Below are 18,236 nucleotides of genomic sequence, written 5' to 3' on the forward strand. Positions count from 1 at the left end.
GTTCACCAACTCAAGGTTAGTTACTAAAAACTTTATTGATTACGTTTTGCTTGTTCAGTTTTCAAGGTTCATTTCGTCACCATTTCTTCAACAGCAACTCTTATATAATATCACGTCTCGAACTCAATGTCAACAACTAAATTATTTAATTTAAAATTCATTTGTTTAACAACCGTTATCTTAACGACTCTTATTACTATACCACAATATTTTTTATTTGCAAGTGTTTTATAAAAAAAAGATTAACGCAGTTATTCCTAGTACACCCGGAATACCTAATATTGCAATAGTGAACACTGAGAATAGATTAATTGGCACTTCATAGCCAGCATATCCTATACCTAAGTGAATAATAAATAATAGTAGAAAGGCAAAAGCAAATCTAAACCAAAACACAGACATTCCTTCTAATATTTTACCCATCTTGGCATGTCTTATTATTATATAAAGAAAAAGAAGCACTATAGGCACACCAACACTCATAATTACTAACCACGACATATGGTTTCCCCCTTAAATATAATTATGAAAGTTTATGTTTCCTATTTTGCTTCTATGAATATCAATTATGACTCGAAAAATTATAGCTGTCTCTTTGCTTTCGCTACAGAAAACATTTACTGATTTCCGATTCCGTTACCATTAACGCATTTCAGCGGATGTTTGGACACCCGCTGAAATTTTAAAAAACTATTATTTAATTAATACTCTCCGAATTCTAGCTTCCTTGAATAAATAAAAATGTATACTCTCCGCTACTTTTCGTTGAACAATTGCTTCTAAATCATAATCATCTATTAGTTCTTCAATTATCTTCGCTTGCTGTAAATCCTCTTTTGTTTCTTTTATAAGACTCACAAGCTTGTCATCGAATTCTTTTTTTAATTTTCCCTTACTGCGGAAGAACATATTAATCCCTCACTCACAATTCTCGGCGACCTTCCATTGCCTTCGATAACGTTACTTCATCTGCATATTCTAAATCCCCACCTACTGGTAGACCATGAGCGATTCTTGTTGTTCGAATACCAGATGGCTTCACTAGACGAGAAATATACATAGCTGTTGCCTCGCCTTCAATAGTCGAATTCGTGGCTAAAATAAGTTCCTGAACAGTCTCATCTTGCAAACGAACTAGCAGGGAAGCGACATTAATATCCTCTGGACCAACACCATCCATAGGTGAAATAGCTCCCTGTAATACGTGATACATACCATTGAAATCACGCATTTTCTCCATTGCAATCACATCTTTTGTATCTTGAACAACACAAATAATAGAATGATTTCGTTGTTTGTCGGTACAAATATGGCATGGATCTACATCAGTTATGTTGCCACATACGGAGCAGTAGCTTAAATTTCGTTTAGCATCAATTAATGACTTTGAAAAGGATAAAACGTCATCCTCTTTCATTGTTAATACAAAAAACGCCAGACGGGCCGCGGTTTTCGGCCCGATACCTGGCAATTTCATAAAACTATCAATCAGTTTCGATATTGGTTCTGGATAGTACATTTATTTACCTCCTAGAACGGAAGGTTCATGCCCTGAGTGAATTTCCCCATTGTTGCATTCGTTTTTTCATCTACTTTTTTCAGCGCTTCATTTGCAGCAACAACGATTAAATCTTGTAGCATTTCGATATCATCTGGATCTACAACTGATGGATCAAGATTTACTTCTACGATTTCACGTTGACCAGTTACACTTACTTTTACCATACCGCCACCAGCTGCGCCTTCAAATTGCTCTGCATTTAAAGCCTCTTGAGCCTCCATCATTTCTTTTTGCATCTTTTGCATTTTTTTCATCATACCTTGCATATTTCCCATTCCACGCATAAACATATTCCTCCTAAATGATTAGTCTTCAACAATTTCAATAAAATCTTTACCAAACAGCTTTTCTGCTTCCGTCACAAGTGGATCTTGTGACGCAAGTGGTTGAGCATCGTCGATAAATGGCCCATCCGGCATTTCTGCAGGTGGCGGCTCTAATAACTCTACTTCAGGATCATTCTCATCCTGAGACTTTTTCTGCTGCTGTAAGCCATGATCACGAATAAACTCTTCACGTAATTTTAACCAAGCATCATCAGGTGTACAAAGCATCTCATACATAGTACCTGTTTGCCCTGCAATTAATTGTGTAAATTGAGCTTTTAGGGCTTGATTATCAGCAACCATTTGACAATGAATATCATACTTGAATTTTAACACAAAAGCACTTGAAGATGCCGCAACAGGTTCAGCCTCTGCTAAAAGAGCAGATTGAGATTTTTGCATTTGGTTTAATGCCTGCGCCCAAACTGATTTGATACGTTGCACATCTTGCTTTGTAGCATCCTTTAGCACCTCTTGAATACGACCCGTCGGTGCTTTATAGCCATTTGGATTTTTTGCTCGTGGACGTTGCTCTTTTGGCGTTTGCGTCGCCTGCACAGAAGCACCTGCTTGCAATTGGGCTGATAGTTGTTGCACCATCTGCTCAAGTGCCACAATTTTTTGAGCGAGCTCAGGACTCATAGCTACCTCACCTGAAGTAGTAGTTTGACCAACTGCCCCTCCCGAAAATTGCACCATTTTAAGTAACGCTGTTTCCAAGTAAATCTTTGTATGGTGGGAGAACCGCATTTCTTGCTGTGTTTTCGCCAAAATATCAATGTAGCCATATAGCAGATCGGGTGCAAAATCATGCGCTAATGTAAATACTCGCTCCTCTGGTGATACTAGCTCTAATAATTCAGCCAAATCCTCACTCGTTTGCAGTAATAATAAGTCACGGAAAAATGTAATCAGGTCCTCTGAAAGACGAAGTGGATCTTTCCCATCCGCAATAAGCTGCTCTAATAACGCAAGCATTTGTGCAACATCTTTTACTTTTAGAGCTTCTGCTAATTCATAGAAAACTTCCTGACTAATAGAACCTGTTACAAGCAATGTGTCCTCTAGCTTCAACATTTCCCCGCTGAAAGATACAACCTGATCTAATAAGCTTAAAGCATCACGCATACCACCAGCTGCTGATTGTGCGATTACCTTTAAACCTTGTTCCTCAAATGGTAACTCAATATCCTCTAATACAACTTTCATGCGCTCAATAATATCATTGGTTGAAAGACGCTTAAAATCAAAGCGCTGACAACGTGAAATGATCGTTGCAGGCAATTTATGGGGCTCTGTCGTCGCTAAAATAAATACAGCATGAGAAGGTGGTTCTTCTAATGTCTTTAAAAGTGCATTGAAAGCACTGGTAGAAAGCATATGCACTTCATCAATGATATACACTTTATATCTGCTACTAGCAGGAGCAAATCGAACTTTCTCAATGATGTCACGTATTTCTTCAACGCGTGAATTAGACGCAGCATCAAATTCAATAACATCTGGATGAGAACCATCTGTAATACTCAAACAAGTAGCACATTCGTTACAAGGCTCATTTGATGGTGCCTGCTCACAATTTAAAGCCTTTGCAAAAATTTTAGCTGTGCTCGTTTTCCCGGTACCACGTGGGCCAGAAAATAAATAAGCATGCGTTGTTTTATTTGCTAGGAGAGCATTTTGTAGCGTTCTTTTGACATGTGCTTGACCAGACATTTCTCTAAATGATTGTGGTCGATACACACGATAAAATGCTTGATACGTCAATGGTTTCCTCTCCTCTTCTTCATTATATAGAATAGTTCTATTATAGCATTTGCTTCATTATTTATAAAATAGTGTCATCGTTTTTCTAAAAATTCAGGACGATTGTTTTTTCACCAGATCTACTTATAAGGGAGGCTGATGCATTTCTTATGTACCCATCCTACCCGTCGCCTTGTACAATTTGTAGCTTCTTTAAACGTTCTGGCAACTGCCCCTCCGTCTAAAGAATCTAATGAATAGTAAAAACAACTTGTAAAAATAATAAAAAAACGCATCCGCCTTTTGGACGGATGCGTTTGAATTGGCAATTTAATGCCGTGCACCTTTCTTCGACAGCCGCACATAAGCGTTACTCTTGTCGTTAGCTCAGATTAGGCAACCCCGCGGCACATGAATAAGACCACTTAATGCTGCTTCCTTCCGGACCTGACATGGTTCATGGGTATCCATTGCGCAGGACCCAATCGTCAACACTACGTGCAAAAGGCAGACCAAACAATACGGACAGCCTCGAAAAAGGAATTCAGTCTCGCTAGAGCGGATTGCGAGTTACAGGACACCGCTACCTTCCCACCTAGCACGGCAATAACTAGTATACTGACTGTTTTCATAAATTGCAACTTAATACGCATAATATTTGTGTGGAATATTCTATCAGTACTGTAAAAAAGAAATTATTAATCAATTATGCCTCGGCATAATTGCGTCCAGAATCGGCTTTGTGCTTAGGTCTCGTGAGGGCCGACACGATGTCGGTCATTTCGGTAATGCCACAGGACGTGGCGTTCTTAGACTAAGTTCCTCTATTTCAGCGGGTGTTTGGACACCCGCTGAAATAAGTTAAAAAAAATCAAAAAAACTGTTGACGAGAATTTTAAAATATGATAAATTTATTTTTGTCGATGAGACAACGCAACAGAACAACATGGAGGTATACCCAAGTCTGGCTGAAGGGATCGGTCTTGAAAACCGACAGGCGGGTAACACCGCGCGGGGGTTCGAATCCCTCTACCTCCTCCAGTTTTAAAATTCCGACTACGAATGTAGCCGTTTTTTTTTGCCTAAAAATTATATGTAATACTTATTAGATGCCACTTCCGCTTAGGGTGTGGTATTTTTTATTGTAAATTACGATTTTATAACCGATTCATTATGCCTCAGCATAATTGCGTCCACAATCGGCTTTGTACTTAGGTCCGACAAGATGTCGGTCATTTCGGAAATGTCACAGGACGTGGCGTTCTTAGAACAAGTTCCTCTATCTCAGCGGATGTTTGGACACCCTCTGAAAGAAGTTAAATATCTATACCCCTTTCATCTCAAAGTCGCATTCTGGCAAACACAACGTCAAAAGTAGTGGTACAATTACTTTTATTTCTAACACGCAAACGAGTTCTTTAGCATTTCTTTTCTTTGCTATACTGCTCTGTTAATATTGGGAGGATTTTTTATGCATTCGAAATTTTACATATATCGTGCTTCCCTCACTTGGATTTTCACAATTGCACTGTTAACTGCTGTCGGTAGTGAGATTAAAATAATGCCTTTCTCGAATACAACTTTTCGTTTCGGATTAGGAAGCATCATTTTCTTTTTATGCACTTTACTTAGACCTACACCAATCATTTTGGCTGGATTTACTACAAGCATCGTAACAACCATTTTCCGAGTTATCATTAATTACTCTTTACATGATGTTCCATTAGTCGATAGTTTACTAATACATTTACCCGCTGCTACATTTTATATATCGTTCGCAGTATGCCTACAAATTCTAAGTATTCATCAATATAGAGAAAAACCACTATTGCTTGGATTACTAGTTGCGTTTAGTGAAGTATTCAGTAATTTAGTGGAACAACTATTTCACTTTATTATAAATTCTTATACTTTTTTACTCCTCCCTGATTTACTTATACTTTTAGCAGTTGCTTTATTACGTAGCTTTTTTGTTGTTGGTATTTATAGTTCCATTTTAATTGCTGAGCAAAAAAAACGGGTTCAGGAAATGCTTACAATCGGCTCAGATTTATATGTTGAGACACTTTATTTAAAAAAATCTATGAACCATATAGAAGCAATTACAGCTAGTGGATTTGATTTATATCGACAATTAAAATCACTAGGCTATCGTGCGGAAAGTTTACAGGCACTCCATATTGCCCAGGAAATTCATGAAGTAAAGAAGGATTCACAACGCATTTATGCAGGTATTTCTAAAATTGTTGGTGACAAGAGCTTTGACTCACTCAGATTATCAGAATTATTACATTTTATCGAAGATGGCAACAGTAAATACGCAGAATTTTTAAAGAAAGAAATTGAGTTTATACTAAATATTGATATCGATTTTCAAACGAAAGAACATATTGCTTTGCTTGCGCTTTTGAATAATTTAACAGCCAATGCTATTGAAGCAATCGAGAATCAAGGTATCATTTCTATTGCCATTCAGCAGCAACAGGATGATACTGTAATCACAGTATGTGATAATGGGAAGGGAATTCCACACAGTAATCTCTCTATTATTTTTGAACCTGGATACACTACAAAATACAATGTAGACGGTGTCGCAGCAACAGGTATTGGGCTTTCACACGTTGTTGAATTAGTAAATAAATTAAATGGTTCAATATCCGTTGATTCAAACAATCAAAACACGATGTTTAAAATTAAAATTCCTACGCAAACTATTCAAACAGGAGAGACTTAAATGAGGTATTTTATTGTAGATGATGATCGAGCAAGTCGGGTCATGTTAAAACAAATTATTGAAGATAGTGGTTTAGGTACAGTAATTGGTGAAGCACGCAATGGTGAGGACGCTATTCCACAAATTTTAATGACACAGCCAGAGTTTGTACTGATTGATTTGCTTATGCCTAAGCTTGATGGAATAGCAACAGTCGAGCAACTTATTCAAAATCGTTTTGAGGGACAATTTGTTATGATTTCTCAGGTAGTGAATAAGGAGATGGTAGGTGAGGCCTATGAGCAAGGTATTGATTTCTTTATTCATAAGCCAATAAACCGTATTGAGGTTGAAAATGTTTTACGTAAAACAACTGAACAATTTCGTCTAAAAAACTCATTGCTTATAATTCGCCAATCACTTACAAATATTGATCTAAGTGAACAAATAAATCATAAAGCAACGTCACGTGATCATATTCAATCTATCTTAAATGATATGGGTATCGTTGGTGAAATCGGAAGCGAAGATATTATAGCTATCATCGAAACATTGCTTGCTCATCAGCACAAAATTGCACCACTACCTCCATTAAAGGAGCTTTATGAGGAAATTGCAGCTGTCACAAAGGCTACACCAGATGAAATTTTGAAGGAAAGTAAAGCCATTGAACAGCGTGTGCGCCGTACTATATTAGCAGCGATGATAAATCTCGCCAATTTAGGTGTCGTAGATTATACGAACTCGGAATTTGAATATTATGCACCTCGATACTTTGACTTTAAAGAAATTCGTCAGCTTATGACTCAGATAGAAGATCACGAAAATCGTAAAGCAAAAGTTAATATTAAGAAGTTTATTCAGGTGTTATATTCAGACATTTTAACAAAAGTAAATTAATTTTCTCGGATTTTGTCGGATTCCATAAGTCCTCCGTATTATTAAAATAAGGCAAGTCCTAAAAACTTAATATTAGGGGGTACTAAAGTTTTGAAGAAGAAATTTAGAATCAGTTTAGCCACTCAAATTTTAGTTGGTTTGATTTTAGGGATTATTGTTGGCGGTATCTTTTACGGAAACCCCAAAATTGAAACATATTTACAACCTTTAGGTGATATTTTCCTTCATCTAATTAAAATGATTGTTGTACCGATTATTATTTCAACATTAATCGTTGGTGTTGCCGGAACTGGAGATATGAAACAGCTCGGACGATTAGGTGGTAAATCACTTATTTACTTTGAAGTTATTACAACAGTAGCAATTGTAGTTGGTTTACTATCTGCAAACTTGTTCCAACCAGGCGCAGGTCTAAACATGAACGAACTTTCTCAAGGAGATATTTCGAAATACGTTGCTACTACAGAAGAAGTACAGCATGAAGGACCATTTGATATTATTGTAGGCATTGTACCAACAAATATCATTCAGTCAATGGGTGAAGGCGATATGCTTGCTATCATCTTCTTCTCAGTTATTTTTGGTTTAGGGGTAGCTGCCGTTGGCGATCGAGGTAAACCAGTATTAGACTTCTTCCAAGGGGTAGCAGATGCTATGTTCTGGGTAACGAACCTCGTAATGAAATTCGCTCCACTTGGGGTATTTGGTTTAATTGGTGTAACCGTTTCCAAATATGGATTCGCTTCACTAATACCACTTGGCAAACTTGCTATACTTGTTTATGCAACAATGCTATTCTTTATCTTTGTCGTTCTTGGTCTTGTGGCAAAATTCACGGGTATCAATATTTTCTTCTTAATTAAGGTACTAAAAGATGAGCTAATTTTAGCGTTCTCAACGGCAAGTTCTGAGGCTGTGTTACCACGAGTTATGATGAAAATGGAGAAACTAGGTGCTCCAAAGGATATCGTATCCTTTGTTATTCCAACCGGTTACTCCTTTAACTTAGATGGTTCCACATTGTACCAAGCTATTGCTGCATTATTTATCGCTCAAATGTACGGTATTAACCTAAGCATTGGTGAGCAAATTACGTTAATGCTTGTATTAATGGTTACATCTAAAGGGATTGCAGGTGTTCCAGGGGTATCCTTCGTTGTACTTCTAGCAACTCTAGGTACTGTCGGCATTCCAGTTGAAGGTTTAGCATTCATCGCAGGTATCGACCGTATTCTTGATATGGGACGTACAGTCGTTAACGTAATTGGTAACTCACTTGCGTCATTAGTTATGGCGAAATGGGAAGGCCGTTTCGATACAGACAAAATGAAAAATTACTTTAAAGAAAATGAAAATTTAGCATAAAGATCAAAAAAACCTCACGATGTACGGATGGCATCGTGAGGTTTTTTTTATTTTGTTAGAACTTTATCTAAATAAGCAATAATAGATTCTTTTCCATTTGTATGCGCCTCTTGTGCGCGTATTTCATCTTTTTCAATCTTTACCTCAGCAGCTGCAATAATACGCTCTGCATCTTCCTGTGGCACGACAACGACACCGTCCACATCCCCAATAATATAATCACCAGGACGAACAGAAACGCCCCCAATAGCAATAGGAACATTTACTTCCCCACCACCATTTTTATAGCCAGCTGCTACCGTTGTGCCGATTGAAAACACAGGAAAGTCCAGCTCGCGAATTGCTACGATATCACGAATAACACCATCAACGACAAGGCCCTGTACACCAATACCCTTCGCCAACGAAAGAACAAAATCACCGGCAACTGCACGATTGGTATTCCCTTTCGCATCGATTACTAATATATCTCCCTCTTTAGCAGCTCGGATTGCTTCTAATACTGCACCATTTTCGCCATCTGGTAAACGCACTGTTACCGCACGGCCAGCAATTTTATAATGATCTGCTAACGGTTTAATAGCACTACGTAAATTCGTATGTCCCCCTGTCGCATCTGAAACTGCAGTCGTTGGCAAATGCTTAAAACTTACTTCCACCTTTGTCATCAATAACACCCCTATTATGATTTATGAAAGCTTACACAATTATTGTAAATAAAACTCATACACTATTTCAATATTCATCAGAAAATTATGTAAATAAAACGATTGAGGGGAGGTACTTATGGTATAAAAGACATTTGTAGAAAGAAGTTAAATTATTTTGGTAAAATGCCTAGATTGTTCATCCAACGCCTCTGCAGCAGTAGCGATTTCAGCAAAATCATTCGTTGTTACATTAATTTGACCATTTGTTTTTTCAACTTTTTCGGCTATACGCGTGATACTCTCAGTGACTTGTCCTATCTCTCGCTCAATGCCCTCAACATTATCTTTTACTTCTGAAATAGATTGCTCCACCCTTACAGAAAGTTTTCTAACCTCTTTTGCTACAACATCAAAGCCTCGGCCATACTCACCAGCTCTTGCTGCTTCAATAGCTGCATTTAGTGCAAGTAAGTTTGTCTGAGAAGCAATTTCTTGAATGGTTTTTACAATCCCTTTAATAGATTCAGCTTGCTTCTGTAGCTGCGAAAGATTTCTCACATTATCGGCAGACTCTTGTGAAACCTCTTTCACTGTTTCCAGTAAATCCTCGTTATTTTGAATACCAGCCTCCGAACGGCCATGAAGCTCTTTAGACATGACCTTTAATGTATCAGCTACACTAACAATTTCATTTTGACGTTCAGTAATATTTGTTGCAATTTTCGATACGCCAATCACCCTTCTTGAATTATTAGCAAAGACAGGCATATAAGTAGCCTCAAGCCAAATTCTATTACCTCTTGCATCCATTCTTTCGATTTTATCCTGATAGCTATTACCAGCAACTAAGTTTCGCCAAAACTTCCCGTATTCTTTACTATTTGCAAATTCCGGTAAACAAAAATCCTTATGATCTTTTCCTATCATTTCTTCAACTTTATAGCCTAATGTTTTAGCAAAAAGTTCATTTACATAAGCAACTTTATGGTCCATATCAAAACGGATAATGGCTATATTTCGTTCAATTGCCAACACTACTTGATCATCGGTAACTTTTGTATCTATTGCCTGCATAACCTACACCTCTTTCATTGTATTAGCGAACTAAAATTTTTATAGTAATGAGCCTAACAAAAATATTTATACAGATTATTTATTGCAGAAAAAACATGGGTATATATTACCCATGTTTTTTTAATAAACTTAATACTTCCTCCGCTGTAGTAGCTACACGAATAAGTGGCTGTTGTTCTGTTCGTATAAAACCTTCCTCAAGCATTTTCTGAAAGTGTTGTAAAATCGCATCATAAAAGCTATTTACATTATATAGGATTACAGGCTTTTCATGTAATCCTATTTGTGCCCACGTAAATACCTCAAAATATTCATCCATTGTTCCACCACCACCTGGTAAAGCTATAAAAGCATCTGCTAACTCTACCATTTTGGCTTTACGTACATGCATAGACTCTACAAAATGAATTTCTGTTAACGAGGCATGTGCTATTTCCCGCTTCTGCAAATGAGTTGGCATCACGCCTATAACCTCTCCGCCAGCTTCTAATACTGCATCTGCTATTTTTCCCATCAGTCCTGTTTTCGAACCACCATAAACAACACCATGACCATTTTGAGCTAATACAGTCCCTAATTCGGCTGCCCTCTCTGCATAAATTGGATTTATGCCTAAGCCTGAACCACAATACACTGCTATTCTTATAACAATCCCTCCTAACCAAAAGACGTGACACAATAGCTACATATTGTCTCACGTCTTTTGATCATTTATTTTCTTCAATTGCTGTTTCTGCCCGGCGAATCGCTTTCGGCCAGAACGCAAAGCTTCCCTTACTATATGTTACATTTTTAAGCATAGTTTATTTCTTATTTACGTAAATAACTTGTTTGTGCCTGCCGAAAAAAATTTTATCTTCCTATTGTAGAAATATAAGCTTTAGCAAAACCTTTTATTTACGTAAATGACTTGTTTGTTTTAACATATGACTGATACGGCTCACAATTGATTCAATTGCTTCAGGATTTTTTAATAAATCATAATCATTAATATCTAAACGTAGAACCGGGCATGAATTAAAATTATTAATCCAGTTCTCATAGCGATCATGCATTTCAATCCAGTAATCATGCGGTGTTTGTTGCTCCATTGAACGTCCACGCTCTTGGATACGACCAATTACATCGTCAATCGGCCCCTCTAGATAAACAAGTAAATCTGGATGAGGGAAGTATGGTGTCATCACCATCGCATCAAATAAATTTGTATACGTCTCATAATCTGTTGGGCTCATTGTACCTTTGTCATAGTGCATCTTCGCAAAAATCCCTGTATCTTCGTAGATTGAGCGATCTTGAATAAACCCGCCGCCATATTCAAAGATTCGCTTCTGCTCCTTAAAACGCTCAGCTAAAAAATACACTTGTAAATGGAAGCTCCATTTTTCAAAGTCCTCATAAAATTTATCTAAATATGGATTCGTATCCACCTTTTCAAAAGAGGTACGAAAATTTAGCGCCTCTGCCAACGCTTTTGTCATCGTTGATTTCCCTACACCAACCGTACCGGCGATTGTAATGACCGTTTGTGGTGGAATATCATATTTCTCTCTCAAATTCATTGTTGCAAACTCCTTTGTTGTAACGTGTCCTTTATTGTTTGTAAAACATGTGTCAAATCATTTGGATTTTTTACGAAATCAAGCTGATCACCATTAAATCGAATAATAGGAATTTCAGGATGCATTTTCTCAAAATGCTCGATAAAAGAATGATAATCTGCCACCAGTTGCTCCATGTAATCTCGCGAAATCATTTTTTCAAATTCACGACCACGCATCGCAATACGTTTCATCAACGTATCAACACTGGCATGTAAATAAACAACTACATTAGGTACAGGCATATCTTTCGTTAATATTTTATAAATTTTCTCGTATTTATCATACTCAGTTGATGCCAATGTACGCTTTGCAAATATTAAATTTTTAAAAATGTGGTAGTCCGCTACAACAGGTTTATCATGCGTTAAACGGAAACTTTTTATATCCGATAATTGTTTATAGCGATTACATAGGAAGAACATTTCCGTTTGGAAGCTCCATTCCTCAATGTTTTCATAAAACTTATTTAGAAAAGGGTTTTCGTCTACTATTTCTTTTAATAGATGGTAATTAAATGCCGCCGCAATCTCTTTCGATAAAGAGGTTTTACCAACACCAATCGGACCTTCTACCGTAACAAATGGAACCGTCACCAGAAGCTCCTCCTTTATGTTCTATGGATTCTATCATCAATTACCTCGTCTTCGAGGTTTTTTTATAATCAGTGCTTTTCATTGTATCATAGAGAGAAAATGAAAGACAGAATCAAACTATTTCTCTATAAAATAGGCGACAAAAAAATAGACCCACTATTGTGGATCTATTTTTAACCTTATAATTTAACTCGCTGTAAACGCAGTGCATTTAATACAACAGATACTGAACTAAACGCCATTGCTGCACCTGCTACCCAAGGAGCTAGTAAACCGACTGCGGCAATTGGAATACCTAATGTATTGTAAGCAAATGCCCAGAATAAGTTTTGTTTAATGTTGCGCATTGTTTTACGACTCATTATGATAGCATCCGCGATACTGTTTAAATCGCCTCGAATCAGTGTAATATCCGCTGCTTCCATAGCTACGTCAGTACCGGTACCGATTGCCATCCCAATATTAGCTGTCGCAAGTGCCGGCGCATCATTAATGCCATCCCCAACCATCGCCACTTTTTTACCTTGAGCTTGCAGTTTTTTCACTTCATCTGCTTTGCCTTCCGGAAGAACTTCAGCAATCACATGATTCACACCAACTTCTGCTCCGATTGCCTGTGCTGTACGTTCATTATCACCAGTCATCATAATGACAGTAATACCCATTTCTTGTAAACGACTAACCGCTTCTTTTGAAGTATCTTTCACTGTATCAGCAACTGCTACTAGACCAGCATACTGACCGTTAATCGCAGCTAACATAGCAGTTTTACCATTTTCCTCTAAATGCTCCATTGTTGGTAGAATATCATCAATATGAATACCGTATTGTTGCATCAATTTACGAGTACCGATAACAACCCCTTGACCAGATACAGTCGCTTGCACACCGTAACCAGGTATTGCTTCAAAAAATTGAACATCTCCTAGGTCAATTCCGCGATCAGTAATTCCTTGAACAATTGCTTCTGCTAATGGATGCTCGGATTGCTTCTCTGCTGCGCCAATTAACGATAAAAATTGTGTCTCGTCTTGATCCGCCGCTAATACAACATCCGTTAATACAGGTTTGCCGTGTGTCACTGTACCTGTTTTATCAACAACTACTGTATCGATGCTTTGTGTTTGCTCTAAATGCTCTCCACCTTTAAATAAAATACCAAATTCCGCCGCACGGCCAGAGCCCGCCATAATCGATGTTGGCGTTGCTAATCCAAGCGCACATGGACAAGCGATAACAAGTACTGCAATTAATACTTCTAGTGCAGGTGTAAATTCACCTGGTCGCACCCAAATAATCCAGATTAGAAACGCTACAATCGCAATACCAACAACTATTGGTACAAAAATACCTGAAATTTGGTCTGCTAAGCGTTGTATCGGCGCTTTTGAGCCTTGTGCATCTTCTACAACTTTAATAATTTGAGCTAAGGCTGTATCGCGACCAACTTTAGTTGCCGTCATTCTAATAAAACCATTTTTATTAATAGTGGAACCAAATAATAAATCGCCTTGCTTTTTATCAACAGGTAAACTTTCTCCCGTTAACATCGATTCATCGACAGCTGTTGTTCCTTCTAACACTTCACCATCGACAGGGATTTTTTCACCAGGTTTCACTAAAATAATGTCGCCAATGACTACTTCTTCTAATGGTACTTCTTTTTCTACACCTTCACGAACAACGATGGCCGTTTTTGCCTGAAGGCCCATTAACTTTTTGATTGCTTCAGAAGAGCGGCCCTTCGCTTTTGCCTCAAATAATTTACCTAATAAAATTAAAGTAATTAATACGGCACTCGTTTCAAAATATAGATGAGGGGCATGATGTGAACCCGTAGTAATAATGGCTTGATATAAACTATAAAAATACGCTGCAGAGGTACCCATCACTACAAGTACATCCATATTGGCACTACCATTGCGTAAAGCTTTGTATGCCCCAACATAAAATTGCTTCCCAATGATAAATTGAACGGGAGTGGCCAACACCATTTGTACCCACGGATTCATTAAAAATTCAGGAACATATAAAAATGATGTAAATGAAAAGTGTCCTACCATCGTCCAAAGTAATGGTAATGAAAGAATGGCCGAGAAAATAAATTTTTGCTGCTGTTGCTTGATGGCCTGTTCTCGATGATCTACTGTCTCTTGCTCATCTGCTTTTTGATGCGCTTCATATCCTAATTTTTCAACCTTCGCAATAATATCTGCAATCGTCACCTCAGATGGGTTAAACTCTATAGTTGCTTTTTCAAGCGCTAAGTTTACGTTCGCAGAGGATACACCTGCTAGTTTATTTAAACCCTTTTCTATCCGTGTAGCGCAGGCTGCACATGTCATGCCTGTTATATCGAATTCAGTTTTTTGTTTAACGACACCATAACCAAGTGCTTCAATTTTCTTTTCAAAGTCTTCTTCATTTAGTTTTGTCGGATCATATTTAATGGACGATTTTTCAAGCGCTAAATTAACCGTCGCTTGTTCTACACCATCCATTTTATTTAAACCTTTTTCTATTCGAGTTGCACAGGCTGCACATGTCATACCTGTAATTTGCAAATTCGCTTCCTTTAATTCTGAACTCATGATCATTTCTCCTCCCTACATACCAACTAGGGGTATGTGTAATTGAAAATAATAGAGTGCTACTTGAGCACCCTATTTATATTATTTAACGTCATAGCCTTGATCGTCGATTGTTTCTTTAATTTGGTCTAGAGATACTTGTGTTTCATCAAATGCTACTTCTACTAAACCATCAGCTAAGTTTACTTTTACTTGTTCAACGCCTGCTAAAGCTCCAACACTTTTTTCCACTGAGTTTACACAATGTCCACATGACATTCCTTGTACGTTTAATGTTACATTTTGCATAAAATATCTCTCCTTTTAATTTAGGTACTATATAGGGGTATATATTTATTAAAAAAAATCGAGTGTGTTGATTAATTATTTTAAAGGCTCTGATTTCCGCTACGGGCTACCCGCTTTGTCGCTGACGCTTCGCTTTCGCGCAGAGCAAGGCTTCCTACGGGCGAGCGTCGAGCCGCTTCCTTCGCTGTGCTCCGTGCAGGGTCTCGTCTGTCTCGCTTTCCCGCGGGAGTCGAGTAGCCCTACGCTACAATCAGTTAAAATGGACATACATTAGCAAAATATCAACAAAAAAATCCTTTTATCAGCTAATGATAAACCTATAGTTTCCTAATCAACACGCCTGAAAAAACTTTTACTTCTTCATTAATTTTTGAATGGTCACTACTAATTCATCTAACACTGCTTCATCACCTTCTGATAGGCGATCCACTACACATCCCTTTAAATGACCTTCTAATAATATTTTTGCTACACTATTTAAAGCAGACTGTGTGGCAGACAGTTGCGTAATAATATCATCGCAGTAAACATCTTTGTCAATCATCCCTTTAATGCCTCGGATTTGACCTTCGATTCGATTTAAACGAGTCGTTAAATCTTTTTTTACGCGTTCAGGATGATGACTTTTTCGACACGACATACCTTCCTCTGTATGACAAACATCCTTTTTCACTATATCCTCCATACAATACACCTCCTACTCACACTCATCATACTATACCCATGAAGGGTATGCAAAGTGTAAAAAGAACTAAATAATTTTTTTATTAATGATGATGATTCGACTGCTCAGTTTTTATTGTACATAAAATTGATTGATCATGCTTATGTGCCAGTGTTTCCAACTGAATCGTTACATGCTTTATGCCCTTATGCTCAAGATTATGTTCAATTTCCCGTAATATATGCTCACCATCCGCAATTTTTAGCTGATCATCGACAACGGCATGACAAGAAAGTGCATTTGTTCCACTTGTTATTGTCCAAATGTGTAAATCATGAATGCTATGAACGCCATTTGTTTGTACAATGGTTTGTACGATTTCTTCAACGTCAACGTTTGAAGGTGTGCCTTCCATGAGAACATGGACAGCAGCCTTCGTTACATAGTAGCCGCTTCTTAATACTAATGCTGCAACAATAACACTTGCAAGTGGATCAGCCCAGCCCCAGCCAAAAAGCATTATTAACAGTGCGGCAACGATGGCCCCTACAGATCCAAGCATATCGCTTAATACGTGTAAATAAGCTCCACGCATATTTAAATTATCTTTTGTATCACTGCCACGCATCATAATCCATGCTACTAAAATATTTATCAAAAGACCGATTGTACTAATAACTAGCATGCCTGTTGTTGCTACTTCTGGTGGATTGGCAAAACGTTCTATTGCCTCATAGAAAATGAATAAAGCAATTAAAATTAAAGTCACACCATTTAATACCGCTGCTAAAATTTCAAATCGTTTATAACCGTATGTTTTACTATAGCTAGCAGCCTTTTCTCCAAATATAAAAGCAAGTAAAGCTATTGCTAATGAAATTGAATCACTTAACATATGTCCTGCATCGGATAAAAGAGCCAAACTATTTGTTAAATAGCCACCAATCGCTTCAACAACCATATAACTCGTAATAATAATAAATGATAAGATTAACACCTTTTTATTTGCGCCATGTGTATGGTCATGGCTGTGATCATGATTATGCCCCATTTCTTATCCCTCCATTAGTTCTAGTTATGTGTAGCATGCTCAATAGCTTGCATTAACAAATTCATAATGTGATCATCATCTTTTGAATAATATAAGGTTGTGCCTTCCCTTCTATATTTCACTAACCGTAAATTTTTCAAAAAACGTAACTGATGTGAAACTGTTGATTGGCCTAAATCTAAAATTTCAGCGATGTCGTTGACTGAATGCTCATCCGTACATAATAAATTCAAAATGCGAATTCTTGTCGGATCACTTAAAGCTTTAAATGTTTGAGACACGACGAATAGTGTCTCTTCGTCTAAATGTTGTTCTTTGTTATTATGAACCTCTGTATTTTGTAATTTTTCGTCCATTTAGCTTACCCCCAACTTTTATATTTATATATGAGCATGTGTTCATATATAAATATAGATGGTTGTTTTGAATATGTCAACGTTTTAACTTCTCACATAATACGGAGGAGATGGTGCCGAGACTTAATTGACAGTAGCAATTGTCAATTAAGCAGGATACACTAAATAATAAGGAGAGATCATAGTGGATATTTTTGAAACAGACCGATTGTTTATGAACAGTGCACTGGAAGAAGCTAAGAAAGCAGCTTTACTTGGGGAAGTACCGATAGGAGCTGTGCTTGTCTACGATGGGGAGATTATTGCACGTGCTCATAATTTACGAGAAACAACACAAAACGCGACGACGCACGCTGAACTAATGGTCATTCAAGAAGCTTGTAAAAAAATAGGTAGCTGGCGTCTTGAAAAAACAACACTCTATGTGACGCTTGAACCTTGCCCTATGTGTGCAGGTGCCATTTTACAATCCCGTGTGCCTCGTGTTGTATATGGTGCAAGAGATATAAAAGCTGGCTGTGTAGATTCACTCTATCGTTTATTAAACGATGCACGCTTTAACCATGAATGTGAAGTAACAGAAGGAATTTTAGCTGAGGAATGTGGACAAATCTTAACCGATTTTTTCCGAGCATTACGCGAACGAAAAAAGGCCGAGAAAAAAGCGCGACAAGCTCTAATTGTTGAAAATGAAAAATTTTAATAAAAAATTCACGCTACGGGTTAAAAAGAAAAACTACTGTTGAAATTTCAA

The 18,236-nt window shown here is 37.5% G+C and carries 19 protein-coding genes, 1 tRNA gene and 1 other RNA gene; 5 read left to right on the forward strand and 16 right to left on the reverse strand.

The genetic code is table 11. The features are described 5' to 3' along the window. Positions 1-228: 228 nt before the first annotated feature. From ABNX05_RS25210 to ffs, 6 genes are all read right to left on the reverse strand, one after another. Positions 229-501: a pro-sigmaK processing inhibitor BofA family protein gene (locus ABNX05_RS25210; protein ID WP_349662205.1), complete on the reverse strand. Its 273-nt coding sequence runs from the start codon at positions 499-501 to the stop codon at positions 229-231. 192 nt (positions 502-693) lie between these two features. Next, complete coding sequence (locus ABNX05_RS25215) at positions 694-909, reverse strand: YaaL family protein (RefSeq protein WP_349662206.1); 216 nt, start codon at positions 907-909, stop codon at positions 694-696. Between the two features lie 13 nt (positions 910-922). Continuing rightward, positions 923-1,519 (reverse strand): recombination mediator RecR, encoded by a 597-nt coding sequence (gene recR / locus ABNX05_RS25220; RefSeq protein ID WP_349662207.1) that lies wholly within the window; start codon positions 1,517-1,519, stop codon positions 923-925. Positions 1,520-1,530: 11 nt separating this feature from the next. Then, on the reverse strand, positions 1,531-1,845 hold the full coding sequence (locus ABNX05_RS25225) for a YbaB/EbfC family nucleoid-associated protein (protein WP_053593603.1): 315 nt from the start codon (positions 1,843-1,845) through the stop codon (positions 1,531-1,533). A gap of 21 nt (positions 1,846-1,866) precedes the next feature. Continuing rightward, on the reverse strand, positions 1,867-3,654 hold the full coding sequence (dnaX, locus tag ABNX05_RS25230; RefSeq protein WP_349662208.1) for a DNA polymerase III subunit gamma/tau: 1,788 nt from the start codon (positions 3,652-3,654) through the stop codon (positions 1,867-1,869). Between the two features lie 315 nt (positions 3,655-3,969). Next, positions 3,970-4,237, reverse strand: an RNA gene (gene ffs / locus ABNX05_RS25235) — signal recognition particle sRNA large type. Between the two features lie 344 nt (positions 4,238-4,581). Here ffs and ABNX05_RS25240 point away from each other — a divergent pair. The 4 genes from ABNX05_RS25240 to ABNX05_RS25255 all read left to right on the forward strand — a co-directional run bounded on the left by ABNX05_RS25240 (position 4,582) and on the right by ABNX05_RS25255 (position 8,611). Continuing rightward, a tRNA-Ser gene (locus tag ABNX05_RS25240) sits at positions 4,582-4,674 on the forward strand. A gap of 430 nt (positions 4,675-5,104) precedes the next feature. Beyond that, on the forward strand, positions 5,105-6,367 hold the full coding sequence (locus ABNX05_RS25245; RefSeq protein WP_349662209.1) for an ATP-binding protein: 1,263 nt from the start codon (positions 5,105-5,107) through the stop codon (positions 6,365-6,367). Further along, positions 6,368-7,246, forward strand: coding sequence for a response regulator (locus ABNX05_RS25250; RefSeq protein ID WP_349662210.1), 879 nt, complete (start codon positions 6,368-6,370; stop codon positions 7,244-7,246). It abuts the gene before it with no gap. 90 nt (positions 7,247-7,336) lie between these two features. Then, positions 7,337-8,611, forward strand: a complete 1,275-nt coding sequence (locus ABNX05_RS25255) for a cation:dicarboxylate symporter family transporter (protein ID WP_079564075.1) — start codon at positions 7,337-7,339, stop codon at positions 8,609-8,611. A gap of 47 nt (positions 8,612-8,658) precedes the next feature. Here ABNX05_RS25255 and ABNX05_RS25260 read toward each other — a convergent pair whose 3' ends face one another. From ABNX05_RS25260 to ABNX05_RS25305, 10 genes are all read right to left on the reverse strand, one after another. After that, a complete protein-coding gene (locus ABNX05_RS25260; protein ID WP_349662211.1) occupies positions 8,659-9,279 on the reverse strand; it encodes an RraA family protein in 621 nt (206 codons plus the stop codon). A gap of 147 nt (positions 9,280-9,426) precedes the next feature. Then, positions 9,427-10,335, reverse strand: coding sequence for a methyl-accepting chemotaxis protein (locus tag ABNX05_RS26570; RefSeq protein WP_349662212.1), 909 nt, complete (start codon positions 10,333-10,335; stop codon positions 9,427-9,429). Between the two features lie 106 nt (positions 10,336-10,441). After that, a complete protein-coding gene (locus ABNX05_RS25270) occupies positions 10,442-10,969 on the reverse strand; it encodes an LOG family protein (protein ID WP_349662213.1) in 528 nt (175 codons plus the stop codon). 259 nt (positions 10,970-11,228) lie between these two features. Then, complete coding sequence (locus ABNX05_RS25275; protein ID WP_349662214.1) at positions 11,229-11,897, reverse strand: deoxynucleoside kinase; 669 nt, start codon at positions 11,895-11,897, stop codon at positions 11,229-11,231. Continuing rightward, the gene (locus tag ABNX05_RS25280; protein ID WP_349662215.1) at positions 11,894-12,532 is read right to left on the reverse strand and encodes a deoxynucleoside kinase; all 639 of its coding nucleotides are present in this window, start codon (positions 12,530-12,532) and stop codon (positions 11,894-11,896) included. The genes ABNX05_RS25275 and ABNX05_RS25280 overlap by 4 nt, the downstream gene beginning before the upstream one ends. Before the next feature lie 179 nt (positions 12,533-12,711). Continuing rightward, positions 12,712-15,123: a heavy metal translocating P-type ATPase gene (locus tag ABNX05_RS25285; protein ID WP_349662216.1), complete on the reverse strand. Its 2,412-nt coding sequence runs from the start codon at positions 15,121-15,123 to the stop codon at positions 12,712-12,714. 81 nt (positions 15,124-15,204) lie between these two features. Next, positions 15,205-15,411 (reverse strand): copper chaperone CopZ, encoded by a 207-nt coding sequence (copZ, locus tag ABNX05_RS25290; protein ID WP_349662217.1) that lies wholly within the window; start codon positions 15,409-15,411, stop codon positions 15,205-15,207. A gap of 352 nt (positions 15,412-15,763) precedes the next feature. Continuing rightward, positions 15,764-16,096, reverse strand: a complete 333-nt coding sequence (locus ABNX05_RS25295; protein ID WP_068986808.1) for a metal-sensitive transcriptional regulator — start codon at positions 16,094-16,096, stop codon at positions 15,764-15,766. Between the two features lie 82 nt (positions 16,097-16,178). Continuing rightward, on the reverse strand, positions 16,179-17,126 hold the full coding sequence (locus tag ABNX05_RS25300) for a cation diffusion facilitator family transporter (protein ID WP_349662218.1): 948 nt from the start codon (positions 17,124-17,126) through the stop codon (positions 16,179-16,181). A 20-nt stretch (positions 17,127-17,146) separates the two neighbouring features. Next, complete coding sequence (locus ABNX05_RS25305; protein ID WP_079564051.1) at positions 17,147-17,482, reverse strand: ArsR/SmtB family transcription factor; 336 nt, start codon at positions 17,480-17,482, stop codon at positions 17,147-17,149. A gap of 184 nt (positions 17,483-17,666) precedes the next feature. Between ABNX05_RS25305 and tadA the strand changes: the two genes are divergently transcribed. Beyond that, positions 17,667-18,185 (forward strand): tRNA adenosine(34) deaminase TadA, encoded by a 519-nt coding sequence (tadA, locus tag ABNX05_RS25310; protein ID WP_349662219.1) that lies wholly within the window; start codon positions 17,667-17,669, stop codon positions 18,183-18,185. Positions 18,186-18,236: the final 51 nt, after the last annotated feature.

Source organism: Lysinibacillus zambalensis (assembly GCF_040183165.1).
GTDB lineage: Bacteria > Bacillota > Bacilli > Bacillales_A > Planococcaceae > Lysinibacillus > Lysinibacillus zambalensis.

Bases quoted from the DNA above. Each gene is read 5' to 3' on its own strand.
- ABNX05_RS25215 (WP_349662206.1), bottom strand. From the start codon at position 909: ATGTTCTTCCGCAGTAAGGGAAAATTAAAAAAAGAATTCGATGACAAG.
- ABNX05_RS25305 (WP_079564051.1), bottom strand. From the start codon at position 17,482: ATGGACGAAAAATTACAAAATACAGAGGTTCATAATAACAAAGAACAA.
- recR (WP_349662207.1), bottom strand. From the start codon at position 1,519: ATGTACTATCCAGAACCAATATCGAAACTGATTGATAGTTTTATGAAA.
- ABNX05_RS25250 (WP_349662210.1), top strand. From the start codon at position 6,368: ATGAGGTATTTTATTGTAGATGATGATCGAGCAAGTCGGGTCATGTTA.
- ABNX05_RS25245 (WP_349662209.1), top strand. From the start codon at position 5,105: ATGCATTCGAAATTTTACATATATCGTGCTTCCCTCACTTGGATTTTC.
- ABNX05_RS25295 (WP_068986808.1), bottom strand. From the start codon at position 16,096: ATGGAGGATATAGTGAAAAAGGATGTTTGTCATACAGAGGAAGGTATG.
- ABNX05_RS25260 (WP_349662211.1), bottom strand. From the start codon at position 9,279: ATGACAAAGGTGGAAGTAAGTTTTAAGCATTTGCCAACGACTGCAGTT.
- copZ (WP_349662217.1), bottom strand. From the start codon at position 15,411: ATGCAAAATGTAACATTAAACGTACAAGGAATGTCATGTGGACATTGT.
- ABNX05_RS25210 (WP_349662205.1), bottom strand. From the start codon at position 501: ATGTCGTGGTTAGTAATTATGAGTGTTGGTGTGCCTATAGTGCTTCTT.
- ABNX05_RS26570 (WP_349662212.1), bottom strand. From the start codon at position 10,335: ATGCAGGCAATAGATACAAAAGTTACCGATGATCAAGTAGTGTTGGCA.
- ABNX05_RS25285 (WP_349662216.1), bottom strand. From the start codon at position 15,123: ATGAGTTCAGAATTAAAGGAAGCGAATTTGCAAATTACAGGTATGACA.
- ABNX05_RS25300 (WP_349662218.1), bottom strand. From the start codon at position 17,126: ATGGGGCATAATCATGATCACAGCCATGACCATACACATGGCGCAAAT.
- ABNX05_RS25275 (WP_349662214.1), bottom strand. From the start codon at position 11,897: ATGAATTTGAGAGAGAAATATGATATTCCACCACAAACGGTCATTACA.
- ABNX05_RS25225 (WP_053593603.1), bottom strand. From the start codon at position 1,845: ATGCGTGGAATGGGAAATATGCAAGGTATGATGAAAAAAATGCAAAAG.